The following is a 23,812-nucleotide window of genomic DNA, read 5'->3' as shown; positions in this document are numbered from 1 at the left end:
GGGCCTCTCGCCTGCGGGGGCGGCGCGCGGGCCGGCCTCCCCCGGTGCGGCGCCGGTCGGTTTCCCGCAGGCTGGAAGGGTGATGGCCGCCGACCGACCCACGGAGAGCCGCCGCCTGGCTCCCGTGCTGCTGATTCTCGCGATCCTCGTCGTCACCCTGCTGGACTCCACGACCGGACCGGAGCTGCATGTCTCGGCCTTCATGGGCATCGCTCCGCTGTACGCCGCGCTGCGCTGCCCGTTCCGGCAGACGGTCGCGGTCGCGGCCGTCTTCGTGGTGTGCCTGACCTACGTCGACATCTTCACCGTGCCCGACTGGGGCCTGGCAAGCCGGGTCGTCGGCATCTTCGGTGTCTTCCTGGTGGCCGCCTTCTCCCTGACGCTGTGCCGCACCCGGCTCCAGCGGGAGGCGCTGCACGCCCGGACGAGCCTGGTGGCCGACACCGTCCAGCGGGCGATGCTGCGCGAGCTGCCGATCGGCGCCGGGCAGATCGAGGCGTACGGCTTCTACGTCTCCGCCGAGGAGGGCGCCCGGGTCGGCGGGGACATCTACGAGGCCATCGACACGCCGCACGGCATGCGGCTGATGATCGGCGACGTCCAGGGCAAGGGCATGCCGGCGATCGGCGCGGGCCTGGAGGTGCTGGCGTCGTTCCGGGAGGCCGCGCAGTACCAGGAGTCACTGGAGTCGGTGGCCGGGCGCATGGAGCAGGCGCTGGCCCGCTACAACACCCGCTCCGCCGAGGAGGGCACCGACGAGCGCTTCGTGACCGCGCTGCTGCTGGAGCTGCGCGGGGCGGACGGGGTGACGGAGGGCCGGGTACTGTCCTGCGGCCACATCCCGTACTACCTGGTGCGGCACGGCGAGGTCCACGAACGCCGGGACGGCGAGGGCGCGCTGCCGCTCGGCCTGGGCGCGCTCAGCGGCGAACCCCGCCACGGCGTCCGGGTGCACCCCGAGCCCGACGACTGGATCGTGCTGTGCACGGACGGGGTGACCGAGGCACGCGGCACGGACGGCACGTTCTACCCGCTCGCCGAGCGGCTCGCCCGGTGGACGGACCTGGAGCCCCCCGACCTGGCCCGCACCCTCCGCGCCGATCTGGAGGACTTCACCCACGGCAGCCTCAAGGACGACGCCACCGCGCTGGTCGTCCGGCGCCGGACACACCCCGACCCCGACGGTCAGTTGAGCATGGCCCGCGCCGCCGCGGCCTGACGCCGGAGCGCCTTCGCCGCGGCCGGATCGACCGCCTCCACCACCCGCGCGTACTCCTCCAGCTCGGCCGCCCCGTCGAGGAACTCCCCGCGCTCGACGAGGAGCTGGGCCCGCTCCTGGCGCAGCCGCGCCGGATGGCTCGGCAGCAGCAGCGACAGCTCCAGCGCCCACAGCTGCACCGCGCTGTGCTCCGGGCGGGCCTGCGCCCAGGCCCGGATGTTGTTGAGCATCCGCAGCACGATCTCCAGCGGATCGGCGGGCCGCGTCATCCGCGCGCTCAGCGGCTCCCCGGTCGCCCCCGTGACCAGCAGCTCCGCGTCCTCGTCGGTGAGCAGCCGGCCGCCCGCGAACGGATCGGCGAGCACATGCCGTCCGGCGGGATCGCCGAAGCCGACGACGAAGTGCCCGGGCAGCGCCACCCCGTACACCGGGGCACCGGCCCGCCGGGCGACCTCCATCCACACCACCGACAGCAGGATCGGCAGGCCCCGGCGCCGCCGCAGCACCTCGTGCAGCAGCGACGACTCCAGCCGCCGGTAGTCGGTGGGCGAGCCGCCGAAGCCGCACCGGGTGCCGAGCAGCTCGGCGAGGTTACGGGCCCAGGCGCCGGGGCCGCCCGCGGGAGCGTAGGGGAGCAGTCCGGCCAGCCGGTCCAGCTCGATCTGGACCGCGTCGCGGCCCGCCTCGTCCAGCGCGGGATCGGCCTCCTCGCCGATCAGCAGGCACAGCAGCGCCAGATCGGGCCGCTCGGCCCGCGCGGCCTCGGCGAACCGCTGCCGCCGCGCGCCGCGGGCGTCGCCCTGCTGCGGCTCGGGCTCCGGGGACTCGGGTTCCTGGGACATGGCGTGGGATACCCGTTCAGCGCCGGCCGACGGGCAGCGCCCGCCGGTAGTGACAGCCGTGGTGGTCGGTGAAGCCGAGCCGGTCGTAGAACCCGAGCGCGCCCGCGTTGTCCGCCTCGACCTGCAGATACGCGGCCGAGGCGCCCTCCTCCAGGGCCCGTTCGGCGAGCGTCGCCATCACCGCCGTGGCCAGGCCCTGCCGCCGCGCGGCCGGGGCCACCTCCACCGCGGCGAAGCCCGCCCAGCGCCCGTCGACGGCCAGCCGTCCGATCGCCGCCGTCCCGCCGTCCGGACCGGCCACCGTCGCGAACCACACCGAGGGCCCGCCGGTCAGCACCCGCAGGGCGCTTCGGGCCGCCTCCGGCGACAGACCGGCCTCACCGGTCCGGTTGTAGAGGGCCAGCCAGTCCGCGCCGGGCTCCCGGGACAGGACGACGCGGGGCGCGGCGCCCCCGGCGGAACCGGCGGGGATCTCGGTGTCGGCGAGCGGCGCCAGCGCCGCGATCCTGATCCTGGTGTGCGCCTCGTCGGTCCACCCGCGCTCGGCCAGCTCGGCGGCCAGCTCCGCGCCGCCGCCGTCCGGCCCCGTGGCGACCATGATCGTCGGCCGCAGACCCCGCGCGTCATACCACTGGCCGACCCGCTCCAGAGCGGTTCCCAGCGGGACACCGGGGTCGCCGAGCGGCAGGACGGAGTTCGCACGCCGGGTGAACCCGCCGGAGGCCCGCAGCGTCCACTCCCCGAGACGTGCCGTCTCCACGGCGGGCCAGCCGCGGGCCGCGACGGTCTGCAGTTCGCGGACGGTGGCCGAGGGGCCCCGCCGGCGGGACGGCTCCCCCGAGGAGGGCCGCGCGCCCCCGTGCCGGGCGGTGGCCGGGCGGTCGGGCACGACCTTCGCGGCCACCAGTGCCGACTCCTCGACCGCGACGATCTCCCCGTTGCGCCGTGTGATGCTCAGCACACCTTGATCCCAGGATGTGAGAACGCCGACCGCGTCGGTGAACGCCGGACCACCCGCGCCATCCCCGGTCAGACGCCGGACGGATACCCTTTTGCCCACGTCAGCACGGGTGATACGGACCTCCGCGCGCCCGCCGGCCAGGAATTCCATCGCTCAAACCGCCCCTCTTGTTCGTCTCGCGCCCGGGAACGGAGATACTAGATGGCGGGCATCGACGACGCCGCGCTCCCGCGCGCCCAGCGGCGGTACTGCCAATCGGACCGCCGGCCCTACCGAGGAGGAACGACAGCGTGACCTACGTCATCGCGCAGCCTTGTGTCGACGTCAAGGACAAGGCGTGCATCGAGGAGTGCCCGGTCGACTGCATCTACGAGGGCTCCCGGTCCTTGTACATCCACCCGGACGAATGCGTCGACTGTGGTGCCTGCGAACCGGTCTGCCCGGTCGAGGCGATCTTCTACGAGGACGACACCCCGGAGGAGTGGAAGGACTACTACAAGGCGAATGTGGAGTTCTTCGACGAGCTCGGTTCGCCCGGTGGCGCCAGCAAGCTCGGTCTGATCGAGCGCGACCACCCCTTCATCGCGGAACTGCCGCCGCAGAACCAGTAACGACCCGAGGACCAAGGGGGAGCCTGCCCGCTCCCTCTTGCTCCCATGTCGTGGGGGGCACCTCCAGTGTCAGCCACGGGAGGTCGCACGGCGCCGCCCCGGTCCCGTACGGCCTGCCGCCGTACGGGACCGACGCGTTCGTGCCGACGGCCCCGCACCACCCGAGAAAGTGAGCACCGTGGGCGCAGCATCGTCTCCCCGGCCCGAATCCCCCCGCGCGTCGCTCCGCGACCGCCCGCCCGTCGCCCACCACCGCCCTTTCACGGCGTCGCTCCGCGACCGTCTTCCGGTCTTCCCCTGGGACCGCCTGGAGCCCTACAAGGCCACCGCGGCCGCGCACGCCGACGGCCTCGTCGACCTGTCCGTCGGCACCCCGGTGGACCCGGTCCCCGCGCTGGTGCAGCAGGCGCTGACCGCCGCGGCCGACAGCCCCGGCTACCCGACGGTGTGGGGCACCGCCGCGCTGCGGGACGCGCTCACCGGCTGGGCCGCCGAGCGCCTCGGCGCCCGCGGCCTGGAGCACACCAACGTGCTGCCGGTCGTCGGCTCGAAGGAGCTGGTGGCCTGGCTGCCGACCCAGCTGGGCCTCGGCCCCGGCGACAAGGTCGGCTACCCCCGGCTGGCCTACCCGACCTACGAGGTCGGCGCCCGGCTGGCCGGCGCCGAACCGGTCGTCTACGACGACCCCACGGAGCTGGACCCCAGCGGTCTGAAGCTGCTCTGGCTGAACTCGCCGTCCAACCCCACCGGCCGGGTGCTGAGCGCCGACGAGCTGCGCCGCACCGTCGCCTGGGCGCGCGAGCACGGGGTGCTGGTCTTCAGCGACGAGTGCTACCTCGAACTGGGCTGGGAGGCCGACCCGGTCTCCGTGCTGCACCCGGACGTCTGCGGCGGCTCCCACGACGGCATCGTCGCGGTCCACTCGCTCTCCAAGCGCTCCAACCTCGCCGGCTACCGCTCCGCGTTCCTCGTCGGCGACGCCGCGGTCCTCGGCGACCTGCTCCTGATCCGCAAGCACGGCGGCATGATGATCGGGGCCCCCGTCCAGGCCGCCACCGTCGCGGCACTCGGCGACACCGCCCATGTCGCCGAGCAGCGGGAGCGCTACGCCCGCCGCCGCGCCGCGCTGCGCGAGGCCTTCGAGGCGGCCGGCTTCCGCATCGAGCACAGCGAGGCCTCGCTCTACCTCTGGGCGACCCGCGACGAGCCCTGCTGGGACACCGTCGGCGCACTCGCCGAGCGCGGCATCCTGGTCGCCCCCGGCGAGTTCTACGGCCCCGCGGGCGAGCGGTTCGTCCGGATCGCCTTCACCGCCACCGACGAACGGGTGGCCGCCGCCGTGCGCCGGCTGGCGGAGTGAGCCGCGACTGACACGCGCAGGGGCCCGGGGAGAGCGAACTCCCCGGGCCCCTGCGCGTCGTTCGGGCGGGCGGCCGGTCAGCGGCCGCCGAGCGGCAGACCGCCGAGCAGGCCCTTGGCGGGCGCGAGCAGGCCCTGCGGCGAGCCGACGAGTCCCTTGGCCGCGTCGAGCGGCAGCGTGCTGGTCGAGATGCCCTTCTTGGCGATCGGGCGGGCCACGCTCTCCGCCTTGTCGGCGGCGGCCTGGGTGAGCGGCATGGCCTTCTTCACGACCGGGCCGGCGGTCTCGACGAGCGCCGGGGCGAGCTTGGTGGCCGCCTTGCCGCCGGCCGCGTTCACCAGGCCGACGCCTTCCCGCGCGGTGTGGTCGAGGGTCGCGCTGGTGTTCTGGGAGTCCAGGGGCGCCGTCAGTCCGCCGAGTGCCTTGGTGGGCAGCTCCGCGGCGCTCGCGGAGCCGGCCGCAGCGACCACGGGAGCGGCACCCGCTGCAACGAGCAGGGCGGCTCGGGCGATCCGACGCGTAACGGGGAGGGACATGGTGCTCCTTTTACGGAGAAGGACTCGTACTTCTGACAGATGTGCCATGTCCGCCTGGCGGACGCACTGACTACCGCGTCAGAACCCCGAAGGTTGCGGTGAACTCCGGTAAAGAGTTGGTAACGCGTCACATAATCGGCCCTGGCGAAAGGCGGGCAATATGCGCACGCGCCGAAGCGCCGCGGAAACGTCACAGCCCTTTGCCCGCAAGGGAATTGACCGAACCCTCCCCGCGCGCTTGACCAACTGCCCCTGGGTAAAAGGGAATTGCTGCCGGTGCCCCTTCCGGGCGACCGGGCAAACTACTGCGCGGTGATGATACGAACGTGGTGCGCGGCCACCGCGGAGGCGGCCGGCTTCCGTTGCCAGCCCTTCCCCGCCTCGTCCGCCGTCCACATCCGGCCGGCGTAAGAGATCTGTTCGATGTGCAGCTCGGCGGAGTGCGCCATGGCCCACATCGCCAGCTCCCAGCCGCGCCGTTCGGTATCGCCCGCGGCCATCGCGCCGGCCTGCCGCACCGGTATCGTCACGCCGCTCCGGCCGCCCACGGCGCGGCCCTGGGCGCCGCCCGGCCGCGGCAGCACCTCGGGGCCGAACTCCCGCACCAGCCGCTCCCGCACCGCCTTGGCGCCGCCCGCCGTCCCGTCCACCGGGCTGCTCTCGGTGCAGCTCATCGCGTCGCGGTCGCGGCCGGTGAGCGCCCCGGTCAGCCGTGCGGCGTTCGCCTCGTGCTTCGCGTAGGCCTGCGGGTAGCCGCTGCGCTGCACCTTCTGCGCGGCCACGGTCAGCGGCAGCCGGGAGTAGCCGGGCACCTTCGCCAGGTGACGGTAGAACTCCCCGGCCGAATAGACCGGGTCCATGATCTGCCGCACGGTGCCCCAGTCCTGCGACGGCCGCTGCTGGAAGAGCCCGACCGAATCCCGGTCACCGAAGTCGATGTTGCGCAGCCCCGACTCCTGCATCGCGGTCGCCAGCGCGATGGTCACCGCCCGCTCCGACAGCCCGCGCGAGGACGCCACGGCCGAGATCGTCGCGGCGTTCGCGGCCTGCTCCGGGGACAGCTCGTACTCCTTCGCGTCCCCTTCGGCGCGGACCGTGCAGTGCGGTGCTCCCGGGCCACCGGTCACGTACTGCACCACGAGATAGCCGGCCAGGCCGATCAGTACGGCCACGGCCGCCGCGGTACGCCACAGACGGGAGCGGCGGCGGGGAGCTGAGGACGGGGCGGACACGGGGCCCACCGTACTGGAGTGCTGCGGATAGGGTCGGATTCATGGAGCGCTCCACAGACCACCCCGCCCTCGACCTGTCGCTCGACGCCGCCGCGCTCACCGCGCAGCTCGTCGACTTCCCCTCCGAGAGCGGCAACGAGAAGGACCTCGCCGACGCCGTCGAGCACGCCCTGCGCGCGCTCCCGCACCTGACCGTCGACCGGTACGGCAACAACGTCGTCGCCCGCACCCACCTGGGCCGCGACGAGCGGGTGGTGCTCGCCGGACACCTCGACACCGTGCCGATCGCCGGCAACGTCCCCTCCCGGCTGGACGAGAACGGCGTGCTGTGGGGCTGCGGCACCTGCGACATGAAGTCCGGTGTCGCCGTCCAGCTGCGGATGGCCGCCACGGTCCCGGCGCCCAACCGCGACCTGACCTTCGTCTTCTACGACCAGGAAGAGGTCGCCGCGCACCTCAACGGCCTCGGCCACGTCGCCGACGCCCACCCCGACTGGCTCACCGGGGACTTCGCCGTCCTCCTGGAGCCCTCCGACGGCCAGGTGGAGGGCGGCTGCCAGGGCACCCTGCGGGTCCTGCTGCGCACCACCGGCGAGCGCGCCCACTCCGCCCGCGGCTGGATGGGCGCCAACGCGATCCACGCCGCCGCCCCGATCCTGGCGAAGCTCGCCGCCTACGAGCCGCGCCGCCCGGTCATCGACGGCCTCGAATACCGCGAGGGCCTCAACGCCGTCCGCGTCGAGGGCGGCGTCGCCAACAACGTCATCCCCGACGCCTGCACGGTCACCGTGAACTTCCGCTACGCGCCGGACCGCACCCCCGACGAGGCGATCGCCCACGTCCGGGAGGTCTTCGCGGACTGCCCGGTGGACGAGTTCGTGATCGACGACCACTCCCCGGGCGCGCTTCCGGGGCTCGCCCACCCGGCGGCCAAGGCGTTCATGGAGGCCGTCGGCGGCACCGCGATGCCCAAGTTCGGCTGGACCGACGTCTCCCGCTTCAGCGCCCTGGGCGTCCCGGCCGTCAACTACGGCCCCGGCTACTCGCTGCTCGCGCACAAGAAGGACGAGCGGGTCGAGGTCGACCGCATCCTGCACTGCGAGGAGCGGCTGCGCGCCTGGCTGACCGCCTGACCTCCGCGGGGCCCGCCGCCGACCGGTCGCATCCCCGCGGAATTCCCCTGCTCTTCACCTCCTCGGATCTACGCTGAAACGGCAAACGATCTGCCAGCGGAGGGAGCACGACATGGCCAGTCCCGAGGGAGCACCGGTCCCTGAGGAGCAGCGGCTGGGTCCCGTACTGCGCCGCCAGGAGCAGGTGCAGACCGGCACCACGGACCAGCGGCTGCTGGACTCCGAGGGCCCCTCCGAATGGGTCCACACCGACCCCTGGCGCGTGATGCGCATCCAGTCGGAGTTCGTCGAGGGCTTCGGCGCGCTGGCCGAGCTGGGCCCGGCCGTCAGCGTCTTCGGCTCGGCCCGTACCCCGCGTGACTCCAAGGAGTACGACGTCGGTGTGCGGATCGGGCGGGCCCTGGTGGAGGCCGGGTTCGCGGTGATCACCGGGGGCGGCCCCGGTGCCATGGAGGCCGCCAACAAGGGCGCCAACGAGGCCGGCGGCACGTCGGTGGGCCTGGGCATCGAGCTGCCCTTCGAGCAGGGCATGAACGAGTACGTGAACCTCGGCGTCGACTTCCGCTACTTCTTCGTCCGCAAGACGTGTTTCGTGAAGTACGCCCGCGGGTTCGTGGTGCTCCCCGGCGGCCTCGGCACCCTCGACGAGCTCTTCGAGGCGCTCACCCTCGTCCAGACCCGCAAGGTCACCCGCTTCCCGATCGTGCTGTTCGGCACGGCCTACTGGAGCGGGCTGGTCGACTGGCTGCGCGACACCCTCATCGCCCAGGGCAAGGCGTCGATGCACGATCTGGAGCTCTTCCACCTCAGCGACGACGTGGACGAGGCGATCGCGCTGGTCACCAAGGAGGTCGGGATCTAGGACCTGTCGTCGGGCCGGCCCCAGATCCCCTCAGGCCAGTCCCCGGCGGGCGACCGCCGGGGGCCGGTGACCGGCGATGGAGGCCACCATGTCCAGCACCTGCCGGGTCTCGGCGACCTCGTGGACGCGGTAGACCCGCGCGCCCAGCCAGGCCGAGACGGCGGTGGTCGCCAGGGTGCCGAGCACCCGCTCCTTGACCGGCCGGTCGAGCGTCTCGCCGACGAAGTCCTTGTTGGACAGCGAGACCAGCACCGGCAATGGGGTATCCCCTGCTCGAGCGAAGCCGAGAGCTTGGGGAACCGTGTCCGCCATCTCGCCCAGCCGACGGGTCGCCTCCAGGCTGTGCCGGGTGTTCTTCCCGAAGTCGTGCCCCGGATCGATCATGATCGCGTCCCGCCGGACGCCCAACTCCACGGCCCGCTCGGCCAGTCCGAGCGTCACCCGCAGGATGTCGGCCATCACGTCGTCGTACGTCACCCGGTGCGGCCGGGTACGCGGCTCGGCGCCGCCCGCGTGGGTGCACACGAGGCCGACGTCGTAGCGCGCGGCCACTTCGGCCAGCCGCGGATCGACGCCGCCCCAGGCGTCGTTGAGCAGGTCAGCGCCCGCCTCGCAGACCGCCTCGCCGACCTCGTGCCGCCAGGTGTCCACGCTGATCACCACGTCGGGGAAGCGCTTGCGGACCTCGGCGACGAACCCGACCGTGCGGCGGGCCTCCTCCTCGGCGCTCACCTCCTCGCCGGGACCGGCCTTGACCCCGCCGATGTCGATGATCGCGGCGCCGTCGGCCACCGCCTGTTCCACCCGGGCGAGGGCGGGCTCGTCACGGAACGTGGCGCCCTGGTCGTAGAACGAGTCCGGCGTCCTGTTGACGATCGCCATGATCACCGGCTCGTGCACGCCGAACTCGCGATTCCCCAGCCGCAGCATTCCCTGACTCCCTCTCCGTGGTCCGGGAGCGACCCTAACTGTCACACCCGCATGGCACGATCAGTGCAGGCACATAGTCCGGGGAGTTGGTCGTGTTCTGGTTCTTGCTGATCGCGATGGTCGTGGTGGTGGCCGCGGTCACGCTCGTGGTCGTCGGCGGCGGTGACGGCGGGGGGCTGCGGGATTCCGAGCCGGACCGGCTGCACGACCCGCTGCCGGAGGACCGCGCCGTGGCCCGCGCCGATGTGGACGCCGTCCGCCTGCCGGTGACCGTCCGTGGCTATCGCATGAACGACGTCGACGACGTCCTGGACCGCCTCGGCGCCGAACTCGCCGAGCGGGACGCCCGGATCGCCGAGCTGGAGGCCGCGCTGGCCGGTGCGCACGCCTCCGCCATGGGCGGCCCGGGGCTGATACAGGACGGGCCGCCCGTGCTCGGGCCGGTGCCGGAGGCCGGGGCCGGCGACCGGGCATCCGCCGACGCCCCCGAGGCCCCAGGCGCCCCCGGGAAGAGCGCGGACGGCGAGGAGCGGTCATGAGCGGCGTGGTCCGCGAACCGGACGGCGTCCCGCGCTGCCCCTGGGGGATGGAGTCGGCGCAGATGGCCGACTACCGCGCCTACCACGACACCGAATGGGGCCTGCCGGTCCACGGGGACGACGCCCTCTTCGAGCGGATGAGCCTGGAGGCGTTCCAGTCCGGCCTCTCCTGGATCACGATCCTGCGCCGCCGCCCCGGCTTCCGCGCCGCGTTCGCCGGGTTCCGGATCGCGCAGGTGGCCCGGTTCACGGCCGCGGACGCCGAGCGGCTGCTCGCCGACCCCGGCATCATCCGCAACCGCGCCAAGATCGCCGCGACGATCAACAACGCCAGGGTCGCCGCGGAGCTGGCCCCCGGCGAACTCGACGAGCTGATCTGGTCCTACGCCCCCGACCGCACGGACCGGCCGGTGCCGCGCACCCTCGGCGATCTCCAGCCGACGACCCCGGAGTCGACGGCGCTCGCCAAGGACCTCAAGAAGCGCGGCTTCCGCTTCGTCGGCCCGACCACCGCCTACGCGATGATGCAGGCCTGCGGCCTGGTCAACGACCATCTGGCGGAGTGCCACGTCCGGGCGGCCGTGGAGGCGGCGGCCGGCTGACCGGGCCGGCCGGCGGGGACGGCCCCGGGGCGGGTCAGCGCCCCAGGAAGACCGGCTTCTCCTTCTTCACGAACGCCTCGACCGCGATCCGGTGGTCCTCCGACGCCCCGGCCCGGCCCTGCAGTTCGTCCTCCTTGCCGAGGGTCTCGACGAGCGAGTGGTCCGCACCGTAGGCCAGCGACTCCTTGAGCGCGGCATACGCGGCGGTCGGACCCTGGGCCAGCCGCCGGGCGACCGCCGCGGCCTCCGAGGCCAGCTCCTCGGCCGGTACGACCTTGTTGGCGATCCCCAGCTCGTACGCCTCCTGGGCGCTGACGTTGCGCGGGAAGAGCAGCAGGTCGGCGGCCCGGCCCTGGCCGATCAGCCGCGGCAGGGTCCAGGACATCCCGGAGTCGGCGGTCAGCGCGACGCCCGCGAAGGAGGTGTTGAACGAGGCGGAGTCGGCGACCACGCGGTAGTCGGCGGCCATCGCGAAGCCCGCGCCGGCGCCCGCGGCGACCCCGTTGACGCCCGCCACCACGGGCTTGGGCATCTCGGTCAGCGCCGTCACGATGGGGTTGTAGTGCTCACGCACGGTGTTCATGGTCTTCCCGGACCCGGTCGCCCGGTCCTCGGCCAGCAGGCCGATGTGCTCCTTGAGGTCCTGCCCGACGCAGAAGGCGCGCCCGGTGGCGGTCAGCAGCACGGCGCGTACGGCGGAATCGGCGGCGGCCTGCTGGAGGGTGTCCCGCAGCTGGACCTTCGCCTCGATGTTCAGCGCGTTCATCGCGTCCGGGCGGTTGAGCGTGATCGTGGCGAGTCCGTCGGTCACGTCATAGAGCACGGTGTCGGCCATAGTGGGAGTCCCCTCCGTCGCGGCTCGGACTGCGCGGCAGCGGCAGTCAGCGCTCAGGATGCCGGAGATCATCGGGCATCGGCATGTGACGTACATCAAAGATCATGGGCGCGCCGGGGGTCGGCGGGCGGAGAAGTATTGCAGCCGCCTCTCCGAATTGCGGGGGTTTGCGGGAGCGCGTTGCCGAAGGGATGCTGCCCGATGTTGGTCATCGGGTCGTTCGATGCGGGATAATGGCCTGGAAGCAATGTGTTCGATGCCGGTGACACGCGCCTATCCGGGCCGTCGGCTGAGATGAGCTGGTTTCAGGAAGGGGAACGAGCATGGCGGCCATGAAGCCGCGGACGGGTGACGGCCCGCTCGAGGTGACCAAGGAGGGGCGGGGCATCGTCATGCGTGTTCCGCTCGAAGGCGGCGGGCGGCTCGTCGTCGAGCTGACCCCCGACGAAGCCAAGGCCCTGGGTGAGGCCCTGGACAAGGTCACCGTCTGACAAGGGCGGCGCAACCGGCGGTTTCCCGGGGCTGACCCCGGTATCCCCAGCCGTATGACACCGGCCCCGGCAGGTGGCGCGCAGTGATGGTGCGCCGCCCGCCGGGGCCGTTTGCATGCGGGCGGGGGACGCGGTCAACCGCGCTTGACCGCGCAGAGCAGTCCGTCGCCGACGGGCAACAGGGACGGCACGAGGGTCGTGCTCTCCCGTACGGCCCGCAGTAGTTCCCGCAGCCGCAGCACCTCCGCGGGCTGCACCGCGGAGTCGACCGTACGGCCGTCCGCGAAGACGCCCTCGAAGCACACCAGGCCGCCGGGGCGCAGCAGCCGCAACGATTCAGCGAGGTACTCCAGGCACTCCATGAGATCGCCGTCGCAGTACACGAGGTCGTACCCGCCGTCGGCGAGCCGGGGCAGCACGTCCAGGGCGCGGCCGGGGATGAAGCGGGCGCGGTTCCCGGCGAAGCCCGCCGCGCGGAACGCCTGCTTGGCGAAGCCCTGCCGCTCGGGCTCCAGGTCCACGGTGGTCAGCACCCCGTCGGGCCGCATGCCGTGCAGGAGGTAGATGCCCGACACGCCCGTGCCGGTGCCGATCTCGGCGACCGCTTTGGCGTCGACGGCGGCGGCGAGCAGACGAAGGGCGGAGCCGGTGCCGGTGGTCACCGTGCGGATACCGGCTTCCCGCGCACGGTCACGGGACCAGTGCAGGGCGGCCTCGGCGCTGTCGTCGATGGTCCCGGCGCCGTACGCCTCGGCGAATGCCAGGCTCGTCTGCCGGTTGCCGGTAATGGCCCTCTCCTGTCCCCGTAGTTGACGCAACCGTGACTGTATCCGCTGCGTCCGGGAACCCGCAGATGGGACCGGACGTTATGAAGGGGTAGCGGGAGGACGGGGGGATGCACGGTGACGACCGCGCGAGACGCGAACCAGAAACAGAAGCAGGGCCAAATGCAGGTCAAAACTGCTTATCCGGAGCTAACGGGCGAGGTGGATATGGTAGGGGCTCTACTGGACACCACCAGAGCCACCAGGGGAGGTGCGGCTGCGGCGGGTGACCGAGGGGTGCTGAGGCGCTTGAAGAGGTCGTTCGTCGAGCCGAAATCCGTGACAAACACTGCTGACCGTTTCCGCCCCCATGGCCCGAAGGGCATGGGAGGGGCCTCCACCGCCGACTCCGCGACCACCGCGACCTTCGCCGCAGACGCGGATGCGCAGGCGTGGACTCCGCCCAGCTGGGAGGAGATCGTCAGCACCCACAGTGCACGGGTCTACCGCCTCGCCTACCGCCTCACCGGCAATCAACACGACGCCGAGGATCTCACCCAGGAGGTGTTCGTCCGCGTCTTCCGCTCGCTGTCGACGTACACCCCGGGCACCTTCGAGGGCTGGCTGCACCGCATCACGACCAACCTCTTCCTGGACATGGTCCGGCGCCGTCAGCGTATTCGCTTCGACGCGCTCGGTGACGACGCCGCCGAGCGGCTCCCCAGCCGCGAGCCCTCCCCGCAGCAGCACTTCAACGACACCCACTTCGACGCGGATGTGCAGCAGGCTCTGGACACCCTGGCGCCCGAGTTCCGCGCCGCGGTGGTGCTGTGCGACATCGAGGGGCTGTCCTACGAGGAGATCGCCGCCACGCTCGGCGTCAAGCTCGGCACGGTCCGCAGCCGTATCCACCGCGGCCGCTCCCATCTGCGCAAGTCCCTCAAGCACCGTGCCCCGGCCACCCGCGCCGAAGAGCGCGAGCAGCGGCGCTCGCTGGCCGTGGTGCCCTCGCAGGAGGTCGGAATCGCGTGAGCGGCAGCGGCGGTCCGTCCCCCGCCGAGCAGCATCTCGGCGACCGCCTTGCGGCCCTGGTCGACGGCGAGTTGGGGCATGACGCGCGCGAGCGGGTGCTCGCGCATCTCGCGACCTGCGGTAAGTGCAAGGCGGAGGCCGACGCCCAGCGTCGGCTGAAGAACGTGTTCGCGCAGGCGGCACCCCCCGGTCCCTCCGAGGGTCTGCTGGCACGTCTGCAGCAGCTGCCCGGCGGTGACCAGGAAGGCCCCGGCAGCCGGCTCGGCAGCGGCGCCCTCGGACGCGGTGAGTTCGCCCGCGGCGGCGGGGCGTTCGGCTATGTCCCCGGCGGCCACTCCGGCCACGCCCTGGCGTTGCCCGCCCAGCCGCGTGCCCGCGGCTTCCGGGTGCCCGAGGCCGACCGTCCCGCACAGCGGCGCCGGTTCGCCTTCGCGGCGGCCGGTGCGGTCTCCCTCGCGGCCTTCGCACTGGGCGGCGCCCTTCCGCTGGAGGCGGCCGTCGATCTGCCCGGCGGACGCGTCGACGGCGGCGGCACGGCCGTCACCCCGCTCGGCGCCGGCCCCGCCGCCGACAACGGTTCCCTGCTGCGCGGCGCGGAGTACGCCGCCGGGAACTCCGGCTCCGGCGGCCGCCAGCCGTCCGGCCGTCCACCCCTGGCCCCGGCCCCCAGCGCCATGGCCCTGTACGGCCCCGGTACGACACCCCCCGCCCCCTACGCGACGGCCTCGGCACCGTCGGCGCCCGCCGGCCGCTTCGGCCTCTCACCGCTGATAGCCGCGACCGGTCCGGCCACCGCGTACCACCTCGCGCCCCTGACCGCCGTGACCGGCAACAGCCCGGTGCGGAAGAACTCACCGGCGCTCCCGCCCCTGGAGCCCAAGCGTCCGCTGATCGGCTCCGCGGCCGTGGCAGCCCCCTCCGCCGAGGGCGGAGGACCCGCCCGGCGCTGACCGTCGACCGTCCCCTGCGCGGCCCCCTGCGGAACTGGTTGAATCGCTGTGGGGCGGCGCACCCCTGAGCGGGCGCGTCCGCGAGGTGGTGGTGGCCCGCGCACGACGCGGGCGAACTCTGGGGAGAGCATGGACGACGGTAAGGCCGCCGGGCCGAAGCTGAAGTGGTGGAGCCGTCCGGGCACACGACCGTCCGCCGAGACCGGCCCGCAGACGGCGCCGCCCACCGGCGGCCCGGCGGACGGGACACCGGCCGAGGGCTCCGGCACGTCCGACGTCCGCAGCGATGAGGACTGGCTGGTGCGCCCGCCGGAGCGACCGGAGCGACCGGAGCGGGAAGCGCAGGGTGGCACGGCGGGCCCGGTGGACGGGGCCGGGCCGGCCGGTGCGGTTGCCGGGACCGAGGTGGCCGACGCGGGCCAAGCGGCCCAAGCGACCCACGTGACCGAAGTGGCTGATCCGGCGGAGGAGTTGACTGCCGTGCTGCCCCATGTCCGGGATGCTTCTGCTGAGCAGCCGTCGGAGGACTGGGTGGTGCGTCCGCCCGAGGCGCGGAACGGCTCCGCGTCGTCCGCACCGTCCGCGTCGCCCGGAGGGGCCGAGCCGGTCGCAGCGAGCGGAGCGTCCGAATCGGCCGCAAGCGGCGATGAGTTGGCGGTGCCGCGGGAGGTCATGGCCGCGGATGGGGCGCACCAGGAGACCGCCGCGGCCGTGGACGCCCCGACCGGCGGTGCGCGCCCGGCTCCGTCGACCATGACGCTCGGCCGGGTGCGCGCTGACACCCGGGACGAGACCACCCCGCCCGCCACCACCACCCCCACCCCCCTGCCCCCCACTGCTCCACCCCCGACCGAAGTCCCAGGGGCGGCGCCGCAACAGCAGCAGAAGCCGTTGCATGCCGAGGACCCGTACGGCACGCCTCCCTACGGTGGGCCCGGGCCATGGGCGCCCGCGCCGCCCGTTCAGCGGCCGGTGGCGACGCCCGCACAGGGCACCCTGCTTCCGCCGCAGGCCGGCCAACTGGCCCCGTACGGCGCCCCGGCCGCCCCGCAGCCCGCGATGCCCGGTGCCGCCTACCCGGGCCCGCCCCAGGCGCCGCCGTCCGCCGGGCCGCCCACTGCGCCGCCCGCCGCCCCTGGCGCGGAGCGAGCGCCGCTCGCCACTGGCGCCGAGCACCCGCACCCGGCCCCGGCCGCACACCCCCGCCCCGCCGCCGAACCTGCCGTACCCCACGGCATCGACCTCCAGAAGACCGGCACCCCGCAGCCCGCCCCCGAAGCAGCCGCCGCGTCCGGGCCCGCCGGCGCACAGCACGCTCCCCTGGCCCCCGCGGCCGCACCCGCCGCCGGGCCCGACGCGGCGCCGGACGGCACGGACGGCGCCTTCGTCCCCCACCCCGGCGACGGCGGCCCCCGCCCGGCCTCGGCGACCGCGCACCGTACGGCCGCCCCACAGCCCGGCACCACGGGTCCCGCCGGCCACGGACCGGGCCCCCTCCCCACCGACCACGTCCCGGCCGACCACGCCCAGGCCGCCGCCCCCGGGCACGCGCCTCAGGGCGCCTGGCAGCAGTACGACCCCTGGAGTGCGCCGCTGCAGGGTGGGCCCGTCGCGCCACCGTCCGTCCGCCGCGTACGGCGCGGGCCGCTGATCGCCGGTGCGGTGGCGCTCGCCCTGCTCGCGGGCGGTGTCGGTGGCGGCATCGGCGCGTACGTCGAGCGCTACGGCGGCCTCAGCGACATCATGCTGCCGCAGTCCGGGGCCGAGGACGGGGGCCGTGAGCCGGACAGCGTCGCCGGGATCGCGCAGACCGCGCTGCCCGGCGTGGTCACCCTCCATGTGCGCGGCAGCGCCGAACAGGGCACCGGCACCGGCTTCGTCCTCGACCACCAGGGCCACATCCTCACCAACAACCACGTCGTCGAACCGGCCGGCAGCGGCGGCGAGATCTCGGTGACCTTCAGCGGCGGCCAGACCGCCAAGGCCAGGGTCATCGGCCGGGACGGCGGCTACGACCTGGCCGTCGTCCAGGTGGAGGGCGTCGCGGGCCTGCGCCCGCTCACGCTCGGCAACTCCGACTCGGTGCGGGTCGGCGACCCCGTGGTGGCGATCGGCGCACCGTTCGACCTCGCCAACACCGTCACCTCCGGGATCATCAGCGCCAAGCAGCGCCCGATCACCGCGGGCGGCCAGAAGGGCGACGGCAGTGATGTGTCCTATGTGGACGCGCTGCAGACCGACGCCCCCATCAACCCGGGCAACTCCGGCGGCCCGTTGGTGGACGCCAAGGCGCGGGTGATCGGCATCAACAGCGCCATCCGCGCGGCCGACGGCGGCGGTGGCCAGGACGGCGAGGGCCAGGGCCAGGGCGGCAGCATAGGGCTGGGTTTCGCCATACCCATCAACCAGGCCAAGCGGGTGGCCGAGGAGCTGATCAACACCGGCAGGGCGACACACCCGGTGATCGGCGTCACGCTGGAGATGGAGTACGCGGGCGACGGGGCGCGGGTCAGCGAGCGCAGCAAGGACGGCAGGCAGCCGGTCCTCCCGGGCGGACCCGGCGCCAAGGCCGGGATCAAGGCCGGTGACGTGATCACCAAGGTGGACGGTGCCCCCGTGCACAGCGGTGAGGAGCTGATCGTCAAGATCCGCAGCCACCGGCCCGGCGACACGCTGGAGCTGACCGTCCAGCGGGGCGGCAAGGAGCGGTCCGTCCGGCTCAGCCTGGGTTCCTCCAGCACGGACTGACTCGTTTGCACGGTGTTGGCACGGGCGACTCCCGCCCGACGCGCGGGGCCAGGTACCGTGATAGGCGGCCTGGCCCCTAGGCCACCGAAGGCCTCGGATAACCCAAGGAGCTGCACGGTGTTCTTCGACATAGGACCCCTCGAGCTGGTGGCGCTCGTGATCCTTGCCGTGCTCATCTTCGGTCCGGACAAGCTTCCCAAGGTCATCCAGGACGTGATGGCCTTCGTCCGCAAGGTCCGGGCGTTCTCGGACAGCGCCAAGGAAGACATCCGCAGCGAGCTGGGGCCGGAGTTCAAGGACTTCGAGTTCGAGGACCTCAAGCCCAAGAACTTCGTGCGCAAGCACGTCCTGGAGAAGGACGAGTACGGCCTCAAGGACCTTCAGGAGATCCGTAACGGCTTCGATCTGAAGAAGGAGATGGCCGAGGTCACCGACGCCGTCCACGGCCACGAGGGCGCCTCCTCCGCCACGCCCTCGAACGGCTCCGGCCCGAGCCTGTCCAAGGAGTCCCCGGACGCCTCCGCCGGGCGCCCCGACCTGCTCAAGAAGGCCGCTCAGCCGGACGAGCGTCCGCCGTTCGACGCCGACGCCACCTGACACACACCGGTATGACTGTCTGCGTGGACGCCAGTGGCTATGCTCCGGGTGTCCGGGGTTCGGTCGCCTGAGGGGGGCGGGCCGCCCACGACGCAGGGCAACAAGGAGGCTCCGCGCAGATGGAGACGACCAGTCCGTCAGCGACACATGAGGCGGCCGCCGGCGCCGGCCGGAAGGTCGACGGCTATCTGCTGGCCGCGTTCCCGTGGTACGGCCTCGACGAGGCGTTCACCGGCCCGCGCTGGCTGATGCAGGTCGGTGCGGCCGCTGACGGCACCGTCGAGCACGGTGCCACCGGCCATGGTGAGGAGCCGACGATCAAGGTGGAGCCGCCGCAGGACGAGCGGTTCGCGGTGGTGGTGACGGTCGCCAGCCGTCCCGTGCGGCGCAGCGGCGACGGTACCGGCGTCCTGGAGGCGACCTCGGTCTCGACGGCCGCCTGGCTCGCCGGATCGGGGCTGCTCGCGCAGACCTGGCCGACCCAGATGGACCGGACGCTGCGCCAGGACTGGCTGGACCAGCAGACGATGCTCGCCTGGGAGCTGGCCGACGACCTCGGCGGCGGCAGCTGGAACGAGCTGATGCTGCCGGTGGACGGGGTGCCGACCTCGTTCGCCTACCGCGAGTCCGAGTACGGCTGGGTGCTGGCCGGCTCGGCGAGCGAGGGCCCCGAGGAGGTGCACATCGGTGCCTACGGGCGCGGGATGAGCGCGTACGGGCTGGGCTTCTCGGTGATCAAGGACCTGTCCGCGTACGAGGGCTGACCGGGGCCGGAGCGGCGCAACAGCGAGGGGCGGACCCGTACGGGCCCGCCCCTTTCCGTGCCGTCCGGAAGGCGCCGCGGCCACACCGGACGCGGCGCCCTCGCGGTCTCAGAACTTGTTGCGCGGGGTGATGCCCAGCGACATGCCCTGCAGGCCCCGCTGACGGCCGCCCAGCTTGCCGGCGATCGTGCGGATCGCCGAGCCGGCGGGGGAGTCCGGGTCGGTCAGCACGACCGGCTTGCCCTCGTCGCCGCCCTCGCGCAGCCGGACGTCGATCGGGATGGAGCCGAGCACCGGCACCTGAGTGCCGGTCGTCTTCGTCAGGCCCTCGGCGACCCGCTCGCCGCCGCCGGTGCCGAAGACGTCGACCATCTCGTCGCAGTGCGGGCAGGGCAGCCCGGACATGTTCTCGACCACGCCGACGATCTTCTGGTGGGTCTGCACGGCGATCGAACCGGCCCGCTCGGCGACCTCGGCGGCGGCCTGCTGCGGGGTGGTGACCACGAGGATCTCGGCGTTCGGGACGAGCTGGGCCACCGAGATGGCGATGTCGCCGGTGCCCGGGGGCAGGTCCAGCAGCAGCACGTCCAGGTCGCCCCAGTAGACGTCGGCGAGGAACTGCTGGAGGGCGCGGTGCAGCATCGGGCCGCGCCAGACGACCGGGGCGTTGCCCGGGGTGAACATGCCGATCGAGATGACCTTCACGCCGTTCGCCGACGGCGGCATGATCATGTTCTCGACCTGGGTGGGCTTGCCGTCGGCACCGAGCATCCGGGGCACCGAGTGGCCGTAGATGTCGGCGTCCACGACACCGACCTTCAGACCGTCGGCCGCCATCGCCGCCGCGAGGTTGACCGTCACCGACGACTTGCCGACGCCGCCCTTGCCGGAGGCGACGGCGTAGACCCGGGTCAGAGAACCGGGCTGGGCGAACGGCACCTCACGCTCGGCGGTGCCGCCGCGCAGCGACGACGCCAGCTCCTTGCGCTGCTCGTCGCTCATCACGTCCAGCTCGACGGCGACGGAGGTGACGCCCCCGACCCGCTCGACGGCCTCCCGCACGTTGTTGGTGATCGTCTCGCGCATCGGGCAGCCGGAGACGGTGAGGTAGACCACGACCGCCACCGCGCCGTCCGCCGCGATGTCCACCGATTTGACCATCCCCAGCTCGGTGATGGGGCGGTGGATCTCGGGGTCGTTCACCGTCGCGAGCGCTTCGCGGACCGCGTCCTCGCTCGGGGTGGCGCCTTCGGGCGTGTGGGTAGCCATGACCCGATGGTACGGCGCGTGAGGGTGCCTCCGGAAAGGCCGTCAGCGGTCGCGTTCGTCACTCTCCGCGTCGGCCGGCTGCCGCAGCTCCAGATCCCGGAGCAGGTCCTGCAATTCGGAGCGAATCCAGTCGCGGGTGGCGACCTCACCGAGCCCGAGCCGCAGCGCCGCGATCTCCCGGGTCAGGTACTCGGTGTCGGCGATGGAGCGCTCGTTCTGCTTGCGGTCCTGCTCGTGGGTGACCCGGTCGCGGTCGTCCTGCCGGTTCTGCGCCAGCAGGATCAGCGGCGCGGCGTACGAGGCCTGGAGCGACAGCGCCAGCGTCAGGAAGATGAACGGGTACTGGTCGAACCGCAGCCCGCTGGGCGCGGTGGTGTTCCAGATGACCCACACGATGATGGTGAAGGTCATCCAGACGATGAAGCGGCCGGTCCCCAGGAAGCGGGCGATTTTCTCCGAGAGCCGCCCGAAGGCCTCCGGGTCGTACTCGGGCAGGAACGTACGGCGCGGTGCGCGCGGCTGGTCGAGGCGCACCCGGGGGCGGTCCGCGGGGCCCCGGCGCAGCGCGGAGGCGCCGTTGGCCCGAGACCGCTCCCGGCCGCCGTCCCGCTCCTCAGCGCCCATGCCCGGCCTTCCCGGGGCCGCCGTCGCCGGTCAGTCCGGCCGTCGCCGGACCGTGCAGCCCGTCCTCCCGCCAGTCGTCCGGCAGCAGATGGTCCAGCACGTCGTCGACGGTGACCGCGCCCAGCAGGGCCCCGCTCTCGTCCACGACCGGCGCGGCCACCATGTTGTACGCGGCCAGATAGCTGGTCACCTCCGGCAGGGGGGTGTCCGGCGGCAGGGCCGGCAGATCGGTGTCGGCGATCGAGCTGACGAGGGTGAACGGCGGGTCGCGCAGCAGCCGTTGGAAGTGCACCAGGCCCAGGTACTTGCCGGTGGGGGTCTCGTCCGGGGGCCGGCAGACATAGACCTGGGCGGCCAGGGCGGGGGACAGGTCCGGGTCGCGGACCCGGGCCAGCGCGTCCGCGACCGTCGCGTCAGGCCGCAGCACGATCGGCTCGGTGGTCATCAGCCCGCCCGCGGTCCGCTCCTCGTACGACATCAGCCGCCGCACGTCCGCGGCCTCCTCCGGCCGCATCAGCGCCAGCAGCCGCTCCTTCTCCTCCTCGGGCAGCTCGGAGAGCAGGTCGGCGGCGTCGTCCGGGTCCATCGCCTCCAGGACGTCGGCGGCCCGCTCGTCCTTGAGCTTGCCGATGATCTCCACCTGGTCGTCCTCCGGCAGCTCCTCCAGGACGTCGGCGAGCCGGTCGTCGTCGAGGGCCGCGGCGACCTCGGCGCGCCGCTTGGGGGAGAGGTGGTGCAGCACCCCGGCCAGGTCGGCGGGCCGCAGCTGTTCGAAGGTGGCGAGCAGGCTCTCCGCGCCCTGCCCGTGCTCCTCCAGCGAGAAGCCGGTCACCGCCGACCACTCCACGGTCAGCGCCTCGCCCTTGCGGCGCAGCGCCCCGCCCTTCCCCTTCCGTACGAAGACCTTGTCGATCTCCCAGTCGCGGCGGGCCGGCAGCTGGATGATGCCGACGTCGAGGACGGTGACCTCCTCGTCGGTCTCCACCAGCCGCACCCGCCGGTCGAGCAGCTCGCCGAGCACCAGCGTCTCGGACGTCCGCTGCTCGAAGCGCCGCATATTGACCACGCCGGTGATGATGATCTGGCCGGACTCCACCCCGGTCACCCGCGTCATGGGCACGAAGATCCGGCGCCGGCTGATCACCTCGACGACCACCCCGAGCAGCCGCGGCGGCCGGTCGCCGACCCGGAGCAGCGCGACCAGGTCCCGCAGTCGGCCGACCTGGTCACCGTTGGGGTCGAAGACGGCGCTGCCGGCGAGATGGGAGACGAAGACCCGGGGAGTCACGACCGCCATGCCGAGCGCCGCCCTTCTCCCGTTCGGCCCGAATTAAGGCATCGATCCGGGTTCAGGCTAACGCGCCCCGGTCCGCGCCGCCCCGGTGAAAGCGGCCGTAGGGTGACTGCCCCGCACCCCGCCGACGACCGGCGCGGCCCAGGTACGCTGCCGTACTGCTGCCGAGATCACCCGCATCAGGAGGCCGAGCCGACGTGAGCGCAATCCCCCCGGGGTCCGGCCCCCGACCGCTGCCCGGAACCCGTCGGACGGGACGGGCCGCGCTCGTGGGGGCGGCCTGCGCGGCACTGGCCGTGGCGCTGACGGGCTGCGGCGGGGAGGAGAACCCGGACGCCGGCACCAACGGCGTGGGGAAGCTGCCCGCCGCGAAGATCGAGGCCAAGGCGCGGGCCGCCGCCCAGCGCGCCGACACGGTGCACCTCGCGGGCAACGTCGTCAGCCAGGGCCGCACCTACAAGCTCGACATGAGCCTGGCGAAGGACGGCGCCAAGGGCGAGCTGACCACGAAGGCGGCCGCCTTCCAGCTGCTGCGGGTCGGCGACGCGCTCTATCTGAAGGCGGACGCGGCCTTCTGGGCCGGCGAGAAGAGCGGCAAGCCGGGCACGCCCGACCAGGCGGCGGACAAGCTCGGCGGCAAGTACGTGAAGGTGCCCGCCAAGGACCCGGTCTACCAGCGCTTCAGCGGCTTCACCGACAAGGACACCCTGCTCGCCGGTCTGCTCGGACTGCACGGCAAGCTGACCGCCGGTGACCGCGGCGAGGTCGACGGGGTCCGCACCATCCGGGTCAGCGGCGGCGCGGGCTCCGGCGGCACCCTGGACGTCTCGCTGGAGGGCACGCCCTACCCGCTGCGGCTGCACCGGGCCGGCGACGCGGGCGTGGTGCGGATGGGCGAGTGGGGCAAGGCCGTGGACCTCAAGGCCCCGGACAAGGACCAGGTCGTCGACTACGGCAGCCGGATCTCCGGCGGCGGGGGCGGCTGACGGACCGGCCCGCCGCTCGGGACCCTCGCCGCGCCAGACGTGCGGCGGTGTCCCGGCGCCCCGGGCTCAGCGCTTGCGGCCCCGCCGCAGCAGCAGCTTCGGCAGCGCCGCCGGGACGGGCCGCCGGGTGATCGCGGAGGTCGCCGCCGGCGGCGCGGCGTGCGACTCCTCCGGCATCCGCCCGGGGCGCTGTACGGCCTCCCCGGCCGGCTCCAGCCGCAGCACCCGGCACTCGCGCGCCCAGCGCTCGGTGAGGGTGTCCGCGTCCGGCGCGTTCAGCCGCTTGCCCTTGAGTTCGTCGACCGCGGCCCGCCAGGCCTCGCCCTCCGGCGTCAGCTCGACGACCCGGGCCTCCCAGGCGACCAGCCGGCCGCCCTTGTCCTTGCTGCGTACGGTGACCGTCGCCGTCCCGCCGTCGGTCAGCCCGAGGCCGGCCAGCGGCTGCTCACCGGCGCCGTCCCCGACCAGGCAGGCGGCTCCGTCGAGCCACAGATGCCACAGCGCACGGGACGGGCCGGCCGTCCCCCGTACCCAGATGAGGCCGGACTTCTTGGTGGCCTCTTCGATGAGCGCCCGATCGTGCAGGGCCTGCGACACGGTCTCCGTCATACGGCTCAGCCTAATCGCCCCG

The 23,812-nt window shown here is 73.3% G+C and carries 25 protein-coding genes; 14 read left to right on the top strand and 11 right to left on the bottom strand.

Features of this window, described 5'->3' with window-relative positions:
* Positions 1–82: 82 nt before the first annotated feature.
* The gene (locus tag ACWC9R_RS19515; RefSeq protein ID WP_450733072.1) at positions 83–1,219 is read left to right on the top strand and encodes a PP2C family protein-serine/threonine phosphatase; all 1,137 of its coding nucleotides are present in this window, start codon (positions 83–85) and stop codon (positions 1,217–1,219) included.
* Here the strand turns inward: ACWC9R_RS19515 and ACWC9R_RS19510 are convergent.
* Both ACWC9R_RS19510 and ACWC9R_RS19505 read right to left on the bottom strand, forming a co-directional pair.
* Positions 1,186–2,061: a transglutaminase family protein gene (locus ACWC9R_RS19510; RefSeq protein ID WP_450733070.1), complete on the bottom strand. Its 876-nt coding sequence runs from the start codon at positions 2,059–2,061 to the stop codon at positions 1,186–1,188. The two genes, ACWC9R_RS19515 and ACWC9R_RS19510, sit on opposite strands and share 34 nt — an antisense overlap.
* 16 nt (positions 2,062–2,077) lie before the next feature.
* The gene (locus tag ACWC9R_RS19505; RefSeq protein ID WP_450733068.1) at positions 2,078–3,172 is read right to left on the bottom strand and encodes a GNAT family N-acetyltransferase; all 1,095 of its coding nucleotides are present in this window, start codon (positions 3,170–3,172) and stop codon (positions 2,078–2,080) included.
* Between the two features lie 140 nt (positions 3,173–3,312).
* On the opposite strand from ACWC9R_RS19505, the gene fdxA reads away from it, so the two are divergent.
* Both fdxA and dapC read left to right on the top strand, forming a co-directional pair.
* Positions 3,313–3,633, top strand: coding sequence for a ferredoxin (gene fdxA, locus ACWC9R_RS19500; protein ID WP_033319951.1), 321 nt, complete (start codon positions 3,313–3,315; stop codon positions 3,631–3,633).
* Between the two features lie 178 nt (positions 3,634–3,811).
* The gene (gene dapC / locus ACWC9R_RS19495) at positions 3,812–4,993 is read left to right on the top strand and encodes a succinyldiaminopimelate transaminase (protein ID WP_450733065.1); all 1,182 of its coding nucleotides are present in this window, start codon (positions 3,812–3,814) and stop codon (positions 4,991–4,993) included.
* Between the two features lie 77 nt (positions 4,994–5,070).
* Here dapC and ACWC9R_RS19490 read toward each other — a convergent pair whose 3' ends face one another.
* Positions 5,071–5,529 (bottom strand): ATP-binding protein, encoded by a 459-nt coding sequence (locus ACWC9R_RS19490; RefSeq protein WP_450733064.1) that lies wholly within the window; start codon positions 5,527–5,529, stop codon positions 5,071–5,073.
* 302 nt (positions 5,530–5,831) lie between these two features.
* On the bottom strand, positions 5,832–6,761 hold the full coding sequence (locus tag ACWC9R_RS19485) for a heavy metal transporter (RefSeq protein ID WP_450733062.1): 930 nt from the start codon (positions 6,759–6,761) through the stop codon (positions 5,832–5,834).
* Positions 6,762–6,802: 41 nt separating this feature from the next.
* Between ACWC9R_RS19485 and dapE the strand changes: the two genes are divergently transcribed.
* Complete coding sequence (dapE, locus tag ACWC9R_RS19480; RefSeq protein WP_450733060.1) at positions 6,803–7,894, top strand: succinyl-diaminopimelate desuccinylase; 1,092 nt, start codon at positions 6,803–6,805, stop codon at positions 7,892–7,894.
* Positions 7,895–8,006: 112 nt separating this feature from the next.
* Positions 8,007–8,756 carry an LOG family protein gene (locus tag ACWC9R_RS19475; protein ID WP_393364357.1) on the top strand — a complete coding sequence of 250 codons (750 nt, stop codon included), beginning with the start codon at positions 8,007–8,009 and terminating at the stop codon, positions 8,754–8,756.
* 30 nt (positions 8,757–8,786) lie between these two features.
* Here ACWC9R_RS19475 and folP read toward each other — a convergent pair whose 3' ends face one another.
* Positions 8,787–9,686 carry a dihydropteroate synthase gene (folP, locus tag ACWC9R_RS19470; protein ID WP_450733058.1) on the bottom strand — a complete coding sequence of 300 codons (900 nt, stop codon included), beginning with the start codon at positions 9,684–9,686 and terminating at the stop codon, positions 8,787–8,789.
* 92 nt (positions 9,687–9,778) lie between these two features.
* On the opposite strand from folP, the gene ACWC9R_RS19465 reads away from it, so the two are divergent.
* Both ACWC9R_RS19465 and ACWC9R_RS19460 read left to right on the top strand, forming a co-directional pair.
* Positions 9,779–10,225 carry a DivIVA domain-containing protein gene (locus tag ACWC9R_RS19465; protein ID WP_450733056.1) on the top strand — a complete coding sequence of 149 codons (447 nt, stop codon included), beginning with the start codon at positions 9,779–9,781 and terminating at the stop codon, positions 10,223–10,225.
* Entirely contained in the window at positions 10,222–10,827 is a 606-nt protein-coding gene (locus ACWC9R_RS19460) for a DNA-3-methyladenine glycosylase I (RefSeq protein WP_450733054.1), read from the top strand. The genes ACWC9R_RS19465 and ACWC9R_RS19460 overlap by 4 nt, the downstream gene beginning before the upstream one ends.
* A 34-nt stretch (positions 10,828–10,861) precedes the next feature.
* On the opposite strand, the gene chcB is transcribed toward ACWC9R_RS19460, so the two are convergent.
* The gene (chcB, locus tag ACWC9R_RS19455) at positions 10,862–11,662 is read right to left on the bottom strand and encodes a 2-cyclohexenylcarbonyl CoA isomerase (protein WP_450733052.1); all 801 of its coding nucleotides are present in this window, start codon (positions 11,660–11,662) and stop codon (positions 10,862–10,864) included.
* Positions 11,663–11,985: 323 nt separating this feature from the next.
* On the opposite strand from chcB, the gene ACWC9R_RS19450 reads away from it, so the two are divergent.
* Positions 11,986–12,153, top strand: coding sequence for a DUF3117 domain-containing protein (locus tag ACWC9R_RS19450; RefSeq protein ID WP_006603288.1), 168 nt, complete (start codon positions 11,986–11,988; stop codon positions 12,151–12,153).
* Between the two features lie 134 nt (positions 12,154–12,287).
* Here ACWC9R_RS19450 and ACWC9R_RS19445 read toward each other — a convergent pair whose 3' ends face one another.
* Positions 12,288–12,971, bottom strand: coding sequence for an O-methyltransferase (locus tag ACWC9R_RS19445; protein ID WP_450733050.1), 684 nt, complete (start codon positions 12,969–12,971; stop codon positions 12,288–12,290).
* 285 nt (positions 12,972–13,256) lie between these two features.
* On the opposite strand from ACWC9R_RS19445, the gene sigE reads away from it, so the two are divergent.
* From sigE to ACWC9R_RS19420, 5 genes are all read left to right on the top strand, one after another.
* Positions 13,257–13,949, top strand: a complete 693-nt coding sequence (gene sigE, locus ACWC9R_RS19440) for an RNA polymerase sigma factor SigE (protein ID WP_042149877.1) — start codon at positions 13,257–13,259, stop codon at positions 13,947–13,949.
* Positions 13,946–14,899 (top strand): zf-HC2 domain-containing protein, encoded by a 954-nt coding sequence (locus ACWC9R_RS19435; RefSeq protein ID WP_450733049.1) that lies wholly within the window; start codon positions 13,946–13,948, stop codon positions 14,897–14,899. Before sigE ends, ACWC9R_RS19435 begins: the two co-directional genes overlap by 4 nt.
* Positions 14,900–15,028: 129 nt before the next feature.
* Positions 15,029–17,647: a trypsin-like peptidase domain-containing protein gene (locus tag ACWC9R_RS19430; protein WP_450733047.1), complete on the top strand. Its 2,619-nt coding sequence runs from the start codon at positions 15,029–15,031 to the stop codon at positions 17,645–17,647.
* A gap of 117 nt (positions 17,648–17,764) precedes the next feature.
* Positions 17,765–18,244 carry a sec-independent translocase gene (locus ACWC9R_RS19425; protein ID WP_450733045.1) on the top strand — a complete coding sequence of 160 codons (480 nt, stop codon included), beginning with the start codon at positions 17,765–17,767 and terminating at the stop codon, positions 18,242–18,244.
* 119 nt (positions 18,245–18,363) lie between these two features.
* Positions 18,364–19,008, top strand: coding sequence for a hypothetical protein (locus tag ACWC9R_RS19420; protein WP_450733043.1), 645 nt, complete (start codon positions 18,364–18,366; stop codon positions 19,006–19,008).
* A 108-nt stretch (positions 19,009–19,116) separates the two neighbouring features.
* Here ACWC9R_RS19420 and ACWC9R_RS19415 read toward each other — a convergent pair whose 3' ends face one another.
* Genes ACWC9R_RS19415 through ACWC9R_RS19405 form a run of 3 tightly spaced genes read right to left on the bottom strand, consistent with a single transcriptional unit; the run spans position 19,117 to position 22,198 of the window.
* The gene (locus tag ACWC9R_RS19415; protein WP_450733041.1) at positions 19,117–20,277 is read right to left on the bottom strand and encodes an Mrp/NBP35 family ATP-binding protein; all 1,161 of its coding nucleotides are present in this window, start codon (positions 20,275–20,277) and stop codon (positions 19,117–19,119) included.
* Between the two features lie 42 nt (positions 20,278–20,319).
* A complete protein-coding gene (locus ACWC9R_RS19410; protein ID WP_450733039.1) occupies positions 20,320–20,901 on the bottom strand; it encodes a DUF1003 domain-containing protein in 582 nt (193 codons plus the stop codon).
* A complete protein-coding gene (locus tag ACWC9R_RS19405; protein WP_450733038.1) occupies positions 20,891–22,198 on the bottom strand; it encodes a magnesium transporter MgtE N-terminal domain-containing protein in 1,308 nt (435 codons plus the stop codon). The genes ACWC9R_RS19410 and ACWC9R_RS19405 overlap by 11 nt, the downstream gene beginning before the upstream one ends.
* Positions 22,199–22,392: 194 nt before the next feature.
* Between ACWC9R_RS19405 and ACWC9R_RS19400 the strand changes: the two genes are divergently transcribed.
* Positions 22,393–23,181, top strand: a complete 789-nt coding sequence (locus ACWC9R_RS19400) for a hypothetical protein (protein ID WP_450733036.1) — start codon at positions 22,393–22,395, stop codon at positions 23,179–23,181.
* Positions 23,182–23,247: 66 nt separating this feature from the next.
* Here ACWC9R_RS19400 and ACWC9R_RS19395 read toward each other — a convergent pair whose 3' ends face one another.
* Positions 23,248–23,790, bottom strand: a complete 543-nt coding sequence (locus ACWC9R_RS19395) for a hypothetical protein (RefSeq protein ID WP_450733034.1) — start codon at positions 23,788–23,790, stop codon at positions 23,248–23,250.
* Between the last annotated feature and the right edge of the window lie 22 nt (positions 23,791–23,812).

The sequence above is a fragment of the Streptomyces sp. NPDC001219 genome, from assembly GCF_053597915.1.
This window is presented reverse-complemented; position numbering and strand designations above follow the sequence as displayed.